At 44.4% G+C, this 15,671-nt stretch carries 13 protein-coding genes; all 13 read left to right on the forward strand.

The window, feature by feature from the left end:
* Nucleotides 1–1,147: 1,147 nt before the first annotated feature.
* The 13 genes from mraZ (at nt 1,148) to ftsA (ending at nt 15,648) form a co-directional block, all read left to right on the forward strand.
* Nucleotides 1,148–1,591, forward strand: a complete 444-nt coding sequence (gene mraZ / locus DQQ10_RS23730; RefSeq protein WP_112749433.1) for a division/cell wall cluster transcriptional repressor MraZ — start codon at nt 1,148–1,150, stop codon at nt 1,589–1,591.
* 96 nt (nt 1,592–1,687) lie between these two features.
* On the forward strand, nt 1,688–2,050 hold the full coding sequence (locus DQQ10_RS23735) for a four helix bundle protein (RefSeq protein WP_112749434.1): 363 nt from the start codon (nt 1,688–1,690) through the stop codon (nt 2,048–2,050).
* 61 nt (nt 2,051–2,111) lie between these two features.
* Entirely contained in the window at nt 2,112–3,065 is a 954-nt protein-coding gene (gene rsmH / locus DQQ10_RS23740) for a 16S rRNA (cytosine(1402)-N(4))-methyltransferase RsmH (RefSeq protein WP_112749435.1), read from the forward strand.
* 48 nt (nt 3,066–3,113) lie between these two features.
* Nucleotides 3,114–3,512 (forward strand): FtsL-like putative cell division protein, encoded by a 399-nt coding sequence (locus DQQ10_RS23745; RefSeq protein ID WP_112749436.1) that lies wholly within the window; start codon nt 3,114–3,116, stop codon nt 3,510–3,512.
* Nucleotides 3,513–3,537: 25 nt separating this feature from the next.
* Nucleotides 3,538–5,598: a penicillin-binding protein gene (locus tag DQQ10_RS23750; protein ID WP_317047966.1), complete on the forward strand. Its 2,061-nt coding sequence runs from the start codon at nt 3,538–3,540 to the stop codon at nt 5,596–5,598.
* A 54-nt stretch (nt 5,599–5,652) separates the two neighbouring features.
* A complete protein-coding gene (locus DQQ10_RS23755; RefSeq protein ID WP_112749438.1) occupies nt 5,653–7,116 on the forward strand; it encodes a UDP-N-acetylmuramoyl-L-alanyl-D-glutamate--2,6-diaminopimelate ligase in 1,464 nt (487 codons plus the stop codon).
* Nucleotides 7,117–7,118: 2 nt separating this feature from the next.
* Nucleotides 7,119–8,345: a phospho-N-acetylmuramoyl-pentapeptide-transferase gene (gene mraY, locus DQQ10_RS23760; RefSeq protein ID WP_112749439.1), complete on the forward strand. Its 1,227-nt coding sequence runs from the start codon at nt 7,119–7,121 to the stop codon at nt 8,343–8,345.
* Nucleotides 8,346–8,348: 3 nt separating this feature from the next.
* Complete coding sequence (gene murD, locus DQQ10_RS23765; RefSeq protein ID WP_112749440.1) at nt 8,349–9,701, forward strand: UDP-N-acetylmuramoyl-L-alanine--D-glutamate ligase; 1,353 nt, start codon at nt 8,349–8,351, stop codon at nt 9,699–9,701.
* A 4-nt stretch (nt 9,702–9,705) separates the two neighbouring features.
* A complete protein-coding gene (locus tag DQQ10_RS23770; protein ID WP_112749441.1) occupies nt 9,706–10,893 on the forward strand; it encodes an FtsW/RodA/SpoVE family cell cycle protein in 1,188 nt (395 codons plus the stop codon).
* Between the two features lie 5 nt (nt 10,894–10,898).
* Entirely contained in the window at nt 10,899–12,011 is a 1,113-nt protein-coding gene (gene murG, locus DQQ10_RS23775) for an undecaprenyldiphospho-muramoylpentapeptide beta-N-acetylglucosaminyltransferase (protein ID WP_112749442.1), read from the forward strand.
* A gap of 55 nt (nt 12,012–12,066) precedes the next feature.
* Entirely contained in the window at nt 12,067–13,461 is a 1,395-nt protein-coding gene (murC, locus tag DQQ10_RS23780; protein WP_112749443.1) for a UDP-N-acetylmuramate--L-alanine ligase, read from the forward strand.
* A complete protein-coding gene (locus DQQ10_RS23785) occupies nt 13,451–14,233 on the forward strand; it encodes a cell division protein FtsQ/DivIB (protein ID WP_112749444.1) in 783 nt (260 codons plus the stop codon). Before murC ends, DQQ10_RS23785 begins: the two co-directional genes overlap by 11 nt.
* Before the next feature lie 104 nt (nt 14,234–14,337).
* Nucleotides 14,338–15,648, forward strand: a complete 1,311-nt coding sequence (gene ftsA, locus DQQ10_RS23790) for a cell division protein FtsA (RefSeq protein ID WP_112749445.1) — start codon at nt 14,338–14,340, stop codon at nt 15,646–15,648.
* Nucleotides 15,649–15,671 lie beyond the last annotated feature (23 nt).

Genomic DNA, 15,671 nt, shown 5'->3' on the forward strand with positions numbered 1-15,671 from the left:
TCGTTAACTTGTTCAGTCTGAATTGTTCGTCAAATAGACCTTTCGCCTTGTTTTTCATTTCCCTTACTTTGAAAGCAAGTACGCAAATCTTTACCGCTTTTCACTGAGGTTTTTAGAGATGCCCTTATCTGTTATCGGTAATGCACTTCTTTCAGACTTTTGGTCTTTATGTGTGAGTGCGATAGCAGAGGCAACCTATGAGTGTTGTCGGTTATCTGTTATCCGTGAACTGCGAACTGTGAACCGTTATGTGTGAGCGATAGTAGCGGCACCCCGCAGCAGCGTTGGGTTGTGTGTTGGGGCGAGGAGTACAGCGGATAGCGCGACCCGAACTTGAGAGGGGCACACCCAGGTGAATGAAAGTTTAAAGTTTTAAAGTTTAAAGTTTTAAAGTGAACCTGTGAACTGTGAGCTGCGAACTGTTATGTGAGCGATAGTAGCGGCACCCCGCAGCAGGGTTGGGTTGTGTGTTGGGGCGAGGAGTACAGCGGATAGCGCGACCCGAACTTGAGAGGGGCACACCCGGTGAGTAAAAAGTTGAAAGTTTAAAGTTTAAAGTTTTAAAGTGAACCTGTGAACTGTGAGCTGCGAACTGTGAACTGTTATGTGAGCGATAGTAGCGGCACCCCGCAGCAGGGTTAGGTTGTGTGTTGGGACGAGGAGTACGGCGGATAGCGCGACCCGAACGTGAGAGGGGCACACCCGGTGAGTAAAAAGTTGAAAGTTTAAAGTTTTAAGTGAACTGTGAACTGCGAACTGTGAGCTGTGAACTGTTATGTGTGAGCGATAGTAGCGGCACCCCGCAGCAGCGTTGGGTTGTGTGTTGGGGCGAGGAGTACAGCGGATAGCGCGACCCGAACTTGAGAGGGGCACACCCCGGGACCTTTCTAAAAGCTTCACTTTCTCCCACGACGAAATCAAATCCGGCTAACCACGATTCAGTAATAAAATCGGTTTTGCATGCAACGTCAACACCTCAACACGTCAACACCTCAACACCTCAACACATTCTTGACCACCTTCCCGCATTTCGACGGCAAAGTGGGGCGATTTGGGTGAAAAAATGTAAAAAAGTGGAGTAAAGTGGTTGAAAGTGGAGGAAATTTGAATATGTTTGCTTAGGAGAAAAAGGCAACCACTACGTCTAATGACTTTCTTCACCAGTGAATATGAGGCCAAGCTAGATTCCAAGGGCAGAATTGCACTGCCTTCGCGGATAAAAGCTCAACTACCGGAAAGCGGTGGTGATGAGCTCGTTATCCGTCGTGGATTCGAACAATGCCTGATTATTTATCCAATGGTGGAGTTCAAAAAGGTCTTCTCAAAAATTTCCGGTTTGAGTGAATTCAATGAAGAATACCGCAAACTCCAGCGGAATTTCTTCTCGGGAACAGCAACAGTTGAAATGGACAACACGGGCCGTTTCCTGATCCCGAAGAATATGCTCGGCTACGCTCAGCTCGACAAGGATGTGATCCTGGTGGGGATGGGTAATAAAGTTGAGGTTTGGAATCCCTCTATCTATGAGAAGCACCTAATCCAAGACCCAGGTGAGTTGTCGAAACTAGCGGAGAAGTATTTGAATGAGTAGCGGAGGCTGAATGCCTCAAGCTACAAGCTGCAAGTTTCAAGCTGTTTACAAAACCGTTGTGTTTTTAAGAGAAGCGCTTTTGCTTCGTCCTGTTGTATGAGAAATTATAAGAAGCTTTTCATCTGGCAGAAGGGGATGGTTATTGTCGAAAAGACTTACCGAATGGTCAAAAGCCTTCCTGATGAAGAGAAGTACGGATTGAGAAGTCAAGCTACAAGAGCTGCGGTTTCAATCGTGCTAAACATTGCAGAAGGCAGTGCGAAGACCCGTAAGAAGGATTATAAAAAGTATCTCGAAACATCATTGGGTTCGGCGTTTGAGTTGGAAACGTTACTCCTTGTTGTTGAAAGACTGAAGTTGGTAAATCGGGAAAGTACAGTGGATATTCTTGATGAAATTATCGAGGAGCAGCGAATGATTACCAGTTTCATAGAAAAAATAGGACGCGACAGCCAGTAGCAGCAAGTGAATGTCAGTGCATTTATGGCTTGCAGCTTGAGGCTTGAAACTTGAAGCCGAAATGCCAAAAGAAAAAGAAGATAAGGTTGAGGCCAGTGGATATCATAAACCTGTCATGCTCCAAGAGTGCATCGCTGGTTTGCAAATCGAGCCAACAAAAGTTTACGTCGACGTAACATTCGGCGGCGGGGGACATAGTAAAGAGATCTTAAAACATCTCGAGGAAGGAAAAGGAAGATTGATTGCTTTCGATCAGGATGATGATGCTAGAAAGCAAAGTGAAAAAATAGGAAGTCGTTCTTTAACATTTTGTCAGGCCAATTTCATGTACATGAAAAAGTATTTGAAGTTGAATGGCGTAACGAAAGTCGATGGGATATTGGCAGATCTGGGGATATCGTCGCACCAGATTGATTCTCCCGAAAGAGGATTTTCGACACGTTATGATGGGCCGCTCGATATGCGCATGGATCAGCAAGCTCCGAAAACAGCGGCTGATATCTTGAATACATACACAGAAGAAAATCTCCACAAGATCTTCGGAATGTATGGTGAACTAAAAAATGCGCGGACAGCTGCGGGACTTATCGTAAAGACGCGCGTGAATAAACCCTTTGCGCGTACAGAGGATTTGAAATTGGCACTGCAATCCATTGCTCCACGGGGCAAGGAAAATAAATACTTCGCACAGGTGTTTCAAGCTTTGCGCATTGAAGTGAATGCTGAGATGACCGCACTTGAAAATTTTTTGCACCAGTGTGCTGAAGTAATGGAAGAAGGCGGAAGGCTCGTGATTATGTCCTATCACTCGCTGGAAGATCGGATGGTGAAGAACTTTATCAGAACTGGTAAAGTCTTCGGTGAAGTAGAGAAGGACTTTTATGGAAATGAGATCAAACCTTTTGAGGCGGTTACGCGCAAGCCGATTGAAGCTTCAGAAGAAGAGGTCGAACAAAACAACAGAGCGCGAAGCGCAAAACTTCGCGTTGCTGAAAGAGTAAAAGAGAAAAAATAAACGTAAAGCTAAAACGCGGAGCGCGAAGCTCACAGCTCGAAGCTAATTATGGGAGAGAACAAGTTCAAGATTGGTCAACCGAAGGCAACGACTTCTGAAAAGAAGAGCGGGACAGGTGGGAGCATGTTTTCTGGTCTTGAGAAAAAGTTGAAGTTGGAAAGCTACTTCGAAGAAGGGTTTCCGGTACAACATCTACCAAAGATATTGTTCGTGTTGTTCTTGGGAATTCTTTATATCAGCAACTCTCACCACGCTGAAAAAACAGTGCGTGAGATTCATAAGATTGAAGAAGAAGTAGAGGATCTGCGTGCGGATTACACTACGCTGAAATCAGATCTGATGTTTTCAAGCAAACAGTCTGAAGTAGCGCGAAAAGTGAAAGAATTCGGTTTAAAAGAAAGTTTGACACCACCTGAAAAAATAGAAGTAGAAGAAGGTGAATATTAAGCAGTCCATATTATTAAGAGTACGCGTGGCATTTTTGTTCATGCTGATTTTTGCATTGGCAGTAGTTGCGAAAATCGGTCATTTACAATTTGTGCAGGGTGACAAGTGGGAGAAAATTGGTGAGCGCATTTCTTTTGATAACAAGCGCGTGAAAGCGACGCGTGGAAATATTTATTCTGACAACGGAAGTTTACTCGCAACGGACTTGCCTTTCTATAAAGTTGCGTTCGATGCGACACTCCCTGCCGATACTGTTTGGAAAAAAGGCATTGATAAACTTGCTAACAATCTCTCCGCTTTTTTTAAGAATAAGTCAGCGAAAGAGTATAAGCAGATGTTAGCAGATGCGCGGTCGTCGGGCAAACGCTACATGGTGTTGAGTCGGAAACAGATCGATTACCAGGATAAGAAAATGATGATGGAGTGGCCAATTTTTCGCGAAGGTAGACTTCGTGGCGGCGCCATCTTCGAGAAGGTGAATGTACGTTACAGGCCCTTCTCAAATCTTAGTCGCCGTACCATTGGTTTCGTCAATGAAAATGACAAGGGTGCCGGATTGGAATACAGTTTCAATGCACAGCTCGGCGGACAAGATGGATACGCCTACTATCAAAAGATTGCTGGTGGCGTATGGAAACCTGTATTCGATGCGAACAACGTGAAAGCTGTTGATGGTCTTGATATTCAAACAACGTTGGATATCAACCTCCAAGACGTAGCGGAAACTGCGTTGCACAATGCGATGATGAAACACAATGCCGATGATGGCTTGGTGGTGGTGATGAAAGTGAACACCGGAGAGATCAAAGCGATTTCGAACTTGAGTAGTGATGGTAATGGTAACTTCTATGAGAAGTTCAACTTTGCTGCGGGTATGGTTTTCGAACCAGGCTCGACCTTTAAGTTGGTAACCATGATTGCCTTGCTGGAAGATAGCCCCGTCGAGTTAAACGACAGCATCGACGTAGGTAATGGTGAGTACACTTTTTACAATCGCACGGTTCGCGATCACGAAGAAGATGGTCTCGGTGTAGTGTCAGTGCAGGAAGCCTTTGAACATTCTTCGAATGTGGCGATGGCCAAACTGGTCGATAAACATTTTGGTGTACGCCCCGAGAAGTTTGTAGACTACATTGATAAACTGAAATTATCGAAACCACTCGGACTGCAAATCGCAGGTGAACCAATGCCGAAGATCAAACGTCCGGGCGAAAAGGGATGGAGTGGTATCAGCTTACCGTGGATGGCTTATGGCTATGGATTTGAAATTACGCCGATGCATACCCTTGCACTTTACAACGCAGTAGCGAATGAAGGCAAGATGGTGAAGCCGATCATTGTGAAATCAATCCGGAAGGCAGACGAAGAGGAGGAAGAGTTTGAGACCGAAGTAATCAACAGCAAGATTTGCTCAAGCGAGACATTAGGCAAATTAAAAACACTTTTGGAAGGCGTTGTTGAACGCGGCACTGCTCAGAATATCAAGGGTACGCACTATCGAATCGCTGGAAAAACAGGGACAGCGCAGATCTTAGATAATGGCCATTACACTAAAAAATACCTGACCTCATTCGTTGGTTATTTTCCAGCGCACAACCCTCAATACAGTGCGATTGTGTTGATCAAAAATCCAAGAGGCTGGTATCAATATGGTAGCAGTGTGGCAGCGCCGGTGTTTAAAGAAATAGCGGATAATATTTACGCGCGCGATATTGATCTTCATGAGCCGATGGCGGTGAGAAAGTTTGCGCATGGTGAAGATGAAGTATTGCCAGTGATCAGAGCAGGTAATCAGCAGGAGTTAACGATGTTGTGCAATGAACTTGGAATTTCAAATCACTCACAAACGGAAGAGGAGTGGGTGAAGACATCACGAAACGGCGCAGCCGTTAATTGGAAGAAGACGACAGTTGGAAAAGATTTGGTGCCGGATGTGACGGGAATGACGTTCAGAGATGCTGTGTATCTGTTGGAAAAAAGTGGACTACATGTTTCTTACGAAGGTAAAGGCCGTGTGAAGCAACAATCGCTAACACCTGGCGGACGCGTAGGAAAAGGAAATAGAATTTATCTACGCTTGGGATAATTATGAGTAGCCAGCAGCTTAAATAGAAGAGGTATAATTTGACTTAAGATAGAAGTGCCAGAATTAAAAGACATACTTTACAAAGTTTCGCTCACATCAACTTATGGTGACATGAATGTTGATGTGAAAGGAGTATGCTCTGATTCACGTAAGGCAGCTGCAGGAACATTGTTCGTGGCTGTAAAGGGCACGCTCTCGGATGGCCATGATTACATCTCGAAAGCCGTTGACCTTGGCGCAACAGCTGTTGTTTGTGAGAAGTTACCGGAAGCCATAAACGACAAAGTAGTTTACGTAACCGTGAAGAACAGTGCTCAAGCACTTGGTATTATCGCTGCCAACTTCTTTGGTAACCCTTCAGAGAAAATGAAACTGACGGGTGTAACAGGTACGAACGGTAAGACTACCACGGCAACACTACTGTACCAGTTGTTTACAAAACTTGGCTATGTAGTGGGTTTGATTTCGACGGTAGAAAATCGCATAGCCGATAAGGTCATCCCTTCCACGCACACCACACCTGATCCGATTCAGCTTAACGAGCTGTTAAAAAAGATGGTGGATGCAGGATGTGCATACGTATTTATGGAAGTTAGCTCCCATGCTGTTGACCAGGATAGAATTGCTGGCTTGAAATTTATAGGTGCAATCTTTACAAACATCACGCACGATCACCTCGACTATCATAAGACATTCGAGAATTATATCAAGGCGAAGAAAAAATACTTCGATGAACTTCCTTCTGAAGCTTTTGCCATTGTGAACGCGGATGACAAACGCGGCATGGTGATGCTTCAAAACACGAAGGCTACTAAGTATACTTTCGGGTTAAAGAAGATGGTTGATTTCAAAGGAAAAATCATAACCAATTCTATTGAAGGACTCGAAGTGGAGATTGCAGGGAAGAACGTATGGTTTAAGATGATCGGCGACTTCAATGCTTACAATCTTCTTGGCGTTTACGGTGCAGCGGTATTGCTGGGACAAGATTCGGATGAAGTGCTTACGCAACTTTCGACCTTACAAGGAGCCCCCGGACGATTCGAGTTGGTGCTACCAGGTTCAAAAGTGATTGCTATCGTCGACTACGCGCATACGCCTGACGCTTTACAAAATGTGCTGGATACGATCGCGCAGTTCAGAACAGGAAATGAACAAGTGATTACAGTCGTAGGATGCGGCGGTAATCGTGATAAAACAAAACGTCCGTTGATGGCGTCGATTGCGTGCAGGCTTAGTGATAAAGTAATCCTCACGTCCGATAATCCGCGTGACGAAGATCCTATTGAGATCATCAAAGAAATGCAAACAGGTGTAATGCCGAGTGAAGCAAGAAAGACACTCGTCATTGCTGATCGTGAAGAAGCTATAAAGACAGCGTGTATGATGGCAAAGGAGAGAGATATTGTTTTGATAGCCGGAAAAGGACACGAAGATTATCAGGAAATAAAAGGTGTGAAGCACCCCTTTGATGATCGTAAAGTTGTGGAAAGGATGTTAAACCTCTTTTCAAATTAAGTATGTTGTATTATTTGTTTGACTATCTCGATAAACTTGACATACCTGGAGCCGGGGTGTTTCAATATATCTCTTTCCGTGCAGGTATGGCGGCATTCGTTTCGTTGCTGATTACCATCATGTTCGGAAAGCGTTTGATTAACTACTTGCGTAAAAAACAGGTCGGTGAAGATATTCGCGATCTTGGTTTGGAAGGTCAGATACAGAAGAAGGGCACACCGACAATGGGTGGCCTTATTATCATTGCAGCGATTCTCGTTCCTACATTGCTCTTCGCAAAATTAGATAACGTCTATGTTATCTTATTAATCGTTGCGACTTGCTGGCTAGGATTGATTGGCTTCCTTGATGACTACATTAAGGTTTTCAAAAAGAATAAGGAAGGTCTTGCAGGTAGATTCAAAATTGTCGGCCAAGTAGGTTTAGGTTTAATCGTAGGTCTGGTGTTGTATTTCAATGATGCCGTTGTTGTACGCGAGGTGAAACCATCGTCGTTGGCAAGTATTGAGATCAATGACCTTCAACAAGATGAGGTAGCGATCGACTTTAACGACGTGAAGTCGACAAAGACAACGGTTCCTTTTTTAAAGAACAACGAGCTCGACTATAGCAAGGTGCTGCCGTTTATTCCGGCAGAGTATACATGGGTGATCTATATCGTTGTGGTGATCTTGATTGTGACGTTTATCTCTAACGGTGCAAATATCACGGACGGAATAGATGGACTTGCCGCAGGGACATCAGCGATTATTGGATTGTCACTCGCAATTCTGGCGTATCTCTCGGGACGTATTGACTTCAGTAGTTATCTGAATATCATGTACATTCCAAACTTAGCTGAGCTTGTGATCTTCTGTACGGCATTCGTGGGCGCGTGCCTCGGATTCTTGTGGTACAATGCATATCCAGCACAAGTGTTTATGGGCGATACTGGAAGTTTAACACTGGGTGGTATCATCGCGGTGTTGGCGCTTGCAGTGAGAAAAGAACTTTTATTGCCTTTGTTGTGCGGAATATTCGTGATTGAAAACCTATCGGTAATCATTCAGGTGTCGTACTTCAAATACACAAAGAAAAAATATGGTGAAGGAAGACGGATCTTCTTGATGTCTCCGCTCCATCACCATTATCAAAAGAAACAGATTCATGAGGCGAAGATTGTCTCGCGTTTTTGGATCGTTGGAATTTTGTTGGCAATCATCACGTTGGCAACGTTGAAACTTAGATAAGGCATGGCTGAGAGAATCGTCATATTAGGAGCAGGGGAGAGCGGAACTGGTGCGGCATTGCTTGCGAAAGCAAAAGGCTTCGATGTGTTTGTATCAGACCAGGCTGTTTTAAAAGATAAGTATAAGACGGAATTGCAGAACAACGGAATTCCTTTTGAAGAAGGGAAACATACCGAATCTGAAATTCTTAACGCAAACACAATTATAAAAAGCCCTGGCATTCCTGATAAAGCAGAGATCATTAAAAAAATCAAAGCTGCAGGTATCACGGTTATCGATGAATTGGAATTTGCTTCTTACTACACATCAGCAAAAGTTATTGCCATTACCGGAACTAACGGTAAAACAACTACGACTTTGCTGACATACCACCTCATGAAGCAGGCTGGGTTCAATGTTGGACTCGCAGGCAATGTTGGTCAGAGTATGGCGCGCCAGGTCGTAGAGAAAGATTTTGATTGGTATGTACTGGAGATGAGTAGTTTTCAGCTCGATGGTACGAAGAAATTCAAACCAGAGATTTCCATACTGCTAAATATCACGCCTGATCATTTGGATCGTTATGAGTACAACATGCAAAATTATGTTGATTCAAAATTCCAGATCATCAAGAACCAGCGTGAGTCACAACACTTCATCTATTATGCAGACGATGTGCATACCGATGCGGAAATTAAGAAGCGCTCATTGGTGCCGCATCAGGTGAAGGTAACATTGAAAGCGGATGCGACGAAGAATGTTTACTGCAAGGGAACGGAAATGTTTTTTCAGTTGAAACAGTCATTTAGCATTCAACAATCAGATACAACGTTGAAAGGTCCACATAACCTGATCAACACGATGTGTGCGGTATCGGCAGTTCAAATCGCAGGCGGAAAATTGGAACTCATTCGTGAAGGATTAAAGAGTTTTATTAACGCGCCACACCGACTCGAATCGGTGGCAACTATTAAAGGCGTTGAATTTGTAAATGATTCGAAAGCTACCAATGTCGACTCTGTAGTGTATGCATTGGGTAGCTACGAAAAACCGTTGGTGTGGATTGCTGGTGGTGTTGATAAAGGTAATGATTACAACATCATTAAGGATGAAGTAAAGAAAAAAGCGAGGGCGCTGATTTGCCTCGGCAAGGATAACGAAAAGTTGAAAAAAGCTTTCGGAGATGTTGTCCCAACCATTCGTGAAACGCAAAGTGTTGCTGAACTGGTGAAGATTGCTCTGGAGGAGGCCAAGTCTGGAGACGTTGTATTGCTTTCTCCGGCGTGTGCAAGTTTTGATCTCTTTAAGAACTATGAAGATCGTGGAGATCAGTTTAGGAAGGCTGTGTTGGAGTTGAAAAAAATAGTAGAAGCGTAAACCGATGATAAAGCTAAAAGCATGGGCCGATAAACATCTGCAAGGTGACAAAGTCATTTGGGCAGTCGTGTTCGCGTTGTCTGCGATCAGCATACTCGTGGTGTACAGCTCTGTAGGAACGTTGGCGTACAAACGCTCGAAGAGTCCAGAGTGGATTTTGATCACGCATACGGCACACGTATTCATTGGTCTTGCTGCCATGTGGCTCGCGCATCGCGTGGACTATCGATACTACTCGAAGATCTCCCGTTTCGCATTGTTGCTTTCAATTCCGTTGTTACTCTACACATTTGTGGGTGGGGTAACCGTGAATGGTGCGGCACGATGGATCAGCTTATTCGGTGTAAGTTTTCAGCCTTCAGACTTTGCTAGTCTTGCCTTGATTGTAAACTTGGCGAGCATGCTTTCAAAACGTCAACAGAATATTGACGACATCAAAGAATCACTGATCCCCATTTTGTTCTGGTGTGGAATGATTTGCGGATTAATCGCTTTAACAAATATGTCGACAGCGATCTTGCTGCTGTTAACATGCATGATCTTGTTGTTCATCGGTCGCGTACCGACAAAATACTTGGCCATGCTATTCTTTGTCGGTGTATTGTTTGGGTCACTTGCATTCACGTTTGGTGTAAGAGGCGGTACGATGATCAGTCGTGTGAAGCAATGGATTGCGTTTACGATCAAAGGTGAAGGTGAACCGCAGTTTCAATCAAAGCATGGTTACATCGCTGTCGCAACGGGAGGGCTAACAGGAAAAGGCCCAGGTAACAGCGATCAACGCAATATCCTTCCGAATCCTTTCGCGGATTTTATTTTCGCGATCTACATCGAGGAGTACGGAATGATTGGCGCAATTGTGTTAATCGGATTGTATTTGCTGATTCTTCATCGTGGAATGAAAGCAGCTTATAATAGTGAGCGAGCGTTTGGAGGACTGCTCTCGGCAGGCTTGTGTTTCGACTTTGTCTGTCAGGCGTTCACCAACATGGGCGTTGTTGTTGGACTTGGTCCCGTAACAGGACAGCCGTTACCCTTGATTTCAATGGGTGGAACCTCGATGGTATTTACAGGTCTTGCTATCGGTATTGTTTTGAGTGTGAGTCGTGGAGAGCAAGATGAGAAGTGGGGACAAAGCACATCAACAGAAGGAAAAGAAGGAAATAAAAATGTAGCGGCGCAAGCAGCATAATTGAATTGAGTAAGAAACAACCATATCGATTGATCATAAGTGGTGGCGGAACCGGCGGACATATTTTTCCGGCGATCGCTATTGCGAATGCTTTTCGTGAACGTCACCCAGATGCTGAAATTCTCTTTGTAGGAGCAGAAGGCAGAATGGAAATGACGCGCGTACCGGAAGCCGGATACAAGATCGTTGGGTTGTGGATCAGCGGATTGCAACGAAAGCTTACGTGGTCTAATCTGATGTTCCCATTAAAAGTGATCGTGAGCTATTTCAAAGCAGCACGCATTGTGAAGAACTATCGCCCTGATGCCGTTATCGGAACAGGTGGCTATGCGAGCGGTCCCATCATGATGGCAGCAACGCGTTCAAATGTTCCATCACTGATTCAAGAGCAGAATTCTTTTGCCGGACTTACCAATAAACAGGTGGGTGGAAAAGTGAGCAAAGTGTGTGTAGCCTACGAGGGAATGGAAAAATATTTTCCGAAGGATAAAATTGTCTTGACTGGGAATCCAGTGAGAAAAGACATTTTGAGTGTAGAAGGGAAAAGGTTGCAAGCATTGTCACATTTCGGATTTGACGGTAACGTGAAAACTTTGCTGATCATCGGCGGAAGTCTTGGTGCCCGTACCATCAATGAGAGTGTTATCGCCGGCATAAGCAAACTGATTGATGCACAGATCCAGGTGATCTGGCAAACTGGCAAAGGGTATTACGATGCCTACAAAGCCAAGCTTGGTCAGTATGATTTAAAAAATATCCGTGTACAAGATTTTGTTCGCGAGATGGATCTTGCATACGCAGCTGCTGATGTCGTGATTTCACGTTCGGGGGCGATTGCCGTTTCGGAATTGTGTATTGCTGGGAAGCCTGCGATACTGGTACCTTCTCCGAATGTGGCGGAAGATCATCAAACGAAAAATGCCATGGCGCTGGTGAATAAAAATGCTGCGCTTATGGTAGCCGATAAAGATGCGCAAGATGTGCTTGTGGACGAAGCGTTGACATTGTTATTCGATGATCAACGCGCGAAAAAATTACGTGAGCAAATCACATTGCTTGCCAAGCCAAACGCGACGCAGGACATTGTGGTTGAAATTGAAAAAATGATTCAAGCATGAGCAAATTTTTATCGACGCACATAAATAAACTGGAACTCAAAAGAACACGTCAAGCGTGAAGATTGAACACTACGATAACATTTACTTCCTCGGGATCGGTGGCATTGGTATGAGTGCGCTGGCACGTTGGTTCATGAAAAAAGGACTCAAGGTGTCGGGCTACGATAAGACTGCGACGGCATTGACCTCAGCCTTAGAGCAAGAAGGGATGAACATCCACTACATTGACAGCGTTGATGCCATTCCTGCTGAAGTAAAATCTCAAAAAGATAGAACCCTCGTTATCTTCACGCCTGCTATTCCGAAAGATCACCAGGAGCATGCTTTCCTTAAAGAGCAAGCGTACACGATCTTAAAGCGATCTGAAGTACTAGGCCTCTTAACGAAGGGTTACAAAACGATTGGTGTTGCAGGTACGCATGGAAAGACGACCACATCATCGATGGTTGCGCATATCCTCAAAACAGCGGGTAAGCCGATGGTTGGTTTCTTGGGTGGGATTACAACGAATTACAATTCGAACCTTGTGATGCAAGGGGAGATAACAAACGATACATTAGTGGTTGTTGAAGCTGATGAATTCGATCGCTCTTTCCTGAGGTTATTCCCAGAGATTGCGATCGTTACTTCAGCCGATGCAGATCATCTTGATATTTATGGCGATCATCAAAGTGTGATTACGTCGTTTCAAGATTACATCAAACAAATTAATAGTGGTGGTACATTGATTATTCATGAAGCGTTTGCAGATATGCTCGCGGCGAATGTTAATCATGTAACCAAAATCACTTACAGCATGAGCCGGGGACGATTTTTTGCCGGCAATATTACCGCGAGTAGCGGATTTTTTGAGTTCGACCTTCATGGATTTGAAAAAGTTGAACATGTGACGCTCGGTGTCCCTGGTTTTCATAACATTGAAAATGCTATCGCCGCATCGGTAGCAGCGCATCAATGTGGTGTTTCTGTTGCGACCATCAAGAAAGCGCTCGAGTCTTTCTCAGGTGTGAAACGCAGATTTGAATTCATTCTCAAAGGAAAGAAGGTGATCTATGTCGATGACTATGCACACCATCCTACAGAGATTGAAGCATTCTTGAAATCGATGAAGTCGATGTATCCAAGACGTAAGGTAACGGCGATCTTTCAGCCTCACTTGTTCACCAGAACACGTGACTTTGCTGAAGGGTTTTCGAAGAGCCTCAGTCTTGCAGATGAATTGCTCCTCCTTGATATCTATCCGGCACGCGAATTACCGATCCCCGGCGTCGACTCGGATATGCTCTTCAAGGACGTTACCAGCGCTTCGAAGTTCAGGGTGAACAAAGGCAACCTGATGGAGAAGCTGGAATCCCTAGACCTTGATGTAGTGGTGACCATTGGCGCCGGCGACATCGACACCTTTATTGATCCAATTAAAAAAATGTTAGTAAAACGGTATGAAGTTTAAGTTTAACCTGAAGCGGGAAATTAAGATTGGTGCGGCCATTATCGCGGTGCTCTTGCTTATTGCCTTTACAGAGCGAAGACAAGGTGCCGTGGCCATCAAGGATATTTCCGTGAAACTTGAAAATGTAAATGAAAATCATTTCATGGACGAGTCTGATGTTTCTGAACTCATGCAGTTGAGTCAGGAAAATTTGCGCGGTGCAAACATTGAGAAAGTTAATCTTAAGTCAATCGAAAAAAAGATTAAGCAAGATCCGTTCATTCACGACGCTGAGTTGTATAGTGATCTGAAAGGGAATGTTGTGGCCCGCGTGGAACTTCGTCGCCCTGTTGCACGTATTGTGCGCAACGATGGGCCTGATGGATATATCGCTGAAGATGGAACGTTAATGCCTGTGTCAGACAAGTTTACGTCGCGTGTGGTGCTGGTTAGCGGTGCCTATGCACGAAAACTTTTGCTTCAGGATAATGTGATGAAAGCGCACGATGGAAAAGTAAGTGAAGAAGGTGTTCAATTGATGCAACTGATCAAAACGATCCGCGAAGATGAATTCTGGAGCGCTCAGATCGCACAACTCGATATCGATTCGAAATGTAAGATCACCATTTATCCACAAGTAGGAGATGAGCAGATTGAATTCGGAACGCCTGATAACCAGGAATTAAAATTTAAGAAACTGATGATCTACTACAAAGAAATCCTTCCACGGGTAGGATGGAACAAGTATGATCGCGTGAACTTGGAATACGAAGGACAAATAGTAACAGAGTAAGTTCACGGATAACAGTTCACGGTTTACAGCAATGCATTAACCGTCAACTGTCAACTGTGAACCGTGAACAAAGAGACAACAACCACTAAAAAATAGTTATCATCATGGAACATGAAAAAATAGTCGTCGGGTTAGACATAGGCACAACAAAGATCTGTGCTATCGTCGGCCGTAAGAATGAATTCGGTAAGCTTGAAGTACTCGGAATGGGTAAGGCGGAGTCGGAAGGAGTAGTGAAAGGTATCGTTTTCAATATTGACAAGACTGTATATGCCATTGAGAAAGCTATTAAAGAAGCTAGTGATCAGTCTGGTATCGATATTGGCGTGGTTAACGTTGGTATTGCCGGACAGCACATTCGCAGCTTTATCCAACATGGTGGTATTACACGTTCCTCCAAAGAAGACGAGATAACAATCGACGACGTAGAACGTCTCACCCAAGATATGTATCGCATGGTTGTTCCTCCAGGAAGCCAGATCATCCACGTGATGCCGCAAGACTACATGGTTGATTATGAAGATGGTATCAAAGAACCGGTGGGAATGTCAGGTGTTAGATTGGAAGCTGACTTCCATATAATCACGGCGCAAACTAATGCGATCAACAACATCAACAAATGTATTCGACGTGGTGGTTTGGAAATTGACGACTTGATTCTGGAGCCGTTGGCGTCTAGCCTAGCCGTGTTGAACGATGAAGAGAAAGAGGCAGGTGTTTGTCTCATTGATATCGGTGGCGGTACAACAGACATCGCAATTTTTTACGATAATATCATTCGTCATACTGCAGTTATCCCTTTCGGTGGTAATATTGTAACAAATGATATCAAGCAAGGTTTGATGGTGTTGCCGCAGCAAGCTGAACAGTTGAAGACGCGTTTTGGAAAAGCCATCGCAGAAGAAGCATCTCCAAATGAGATCGTATCGATCCCCGGAATCCGTAACCGTGCTGCGAAAGAGATCAGCGTAAAAAATCTTTCGAACATCATCCAGGCGAGAATGGAAGAAATTGTAGAGATGGCGCACGCCGAAATCATCAGCTCTGGTTTTGAAAACAGACTTGCCGGTGGTATCGTGATCACAGGTGGCGGTGCGCAACTTGCTAACTTGAAACAACTTGTTGAATATATGACTGGTATGGATACCCGTATCGGTTACCCGAACGAACACCTTGGCAAAAGCAAGATCGAAGCAGTGAAGAGCCCGATGTATGCTACAGCAGTAGGGCTGGTGTTGTCGGGATTCCGCTCACTAGACGAAAGAGAAGATCGCTACAAGGAGGCACGTGAGGTAGTACGTACTGCCAAAGTGAAAAAGCAGCCCGTTGCTGCATCGAAAAGTTTCTTCAATGATATATTGAATAAAACGAAGAGCTTGCTAATCGATGACTTAGACGGTAAGAACGAGTATTGATTTTTATCCAACAGAAACAACCA

The organism is Pseudochryseolinea flava, from assembly GCF_003286915.1.
Classification (GTDB): Bacteria; Bacteroidota; Bacteroidia; order Cytophagales; family Cyclobacteriaceae; genus Ohtaekwangia; species Ohtaekwangia flava.